Source organism: Chitinophaga rhizophila (assembly GCF_019492185.1).
Lineage (GTDB): Bacteria > Bacteroidota > Bacteroidia > Chitinophagales > Chitinophagaceae > Chitinophaga > Chitinophaga rhizophila.
This window is the reverse complement of sequence record NZ_JAICCF010000022.1, coordinates 1-524: the sequence shown is the minus strand read 5'-3', so window position 1 is coordinate 524 and position 524 is coordinate 1. Positions and strand designations below refer to the sequence as shown.

2 tRNA genes and 1 rRNA gene are annotated in these 524 nt (G+C 43.9%); all 3 read right to left on the bottom strand.

The window, feature by feature from the left end:
- Nucleotides 1–203: 203 nt before the first annotated feature.
- Nucleotides 204–277: transfer RNA gene (locus K1Y79_RS29070), tRNA-Ala, on the bottom strand.
- A gap of 36 nt (nucleotides 278–313) precedes the next feature.
- Nucleotides 314–388: transfer RNA gene (locus tag K1Y79_RS29065), tRNA-Ile, on the bottom strand.
- 44 nt (nucleotides 389–432) lie between these two features.
- Nucleotides 433–524: ribosomal RNA gene (locus K1Y79_RS29060) — 16S ribosomal RNA — on the bottom strand; the annotation flags it as partial.

Here is a 524-nt window from a genome sequence, read left to right as displayed (position 1 = left end):
CTCCTAGAGCCTAGGCATCCACCATGCGCCCTTATTCGCTTTAAATATCTTCAAAGCTTTCTGTAATCTACTATTACAACTTATTTTTCCCAATATGTCAAAGAGCTTGTGCTTTAGTTTAAAAACTCCAGCGTTGTATGATGTTACAGATCCGATCTGAACGATGCTTAATCATCTAACATCATTAAACTTTTAAAGAACTGTGGAGGATATCGGAGTCGAACCGATGACCCTCTGCGTGCAAGGCAGATGCTCTAGCCAACTGAGCTAACCCCCCATACCAATAACTGGTCAGCAGACCAGTTATAAGAAGTAGACCCGAGCAGATTTGAACTGCTGACCCCTACATTATCAGTGTAGTGCTCTAACCAGGCTGAGCTACGGATCTATATTGAAGAAGGAAACAACAGCTACAGGATAATGTAGCTCTAAAAAGGAGGTATTCCAGCCGCACCTTCCGATACGGCTACCTTGTTACGACTTAGCCCCAATTACCGATTTTACCCTAGGCGGTTCCTTGCGGT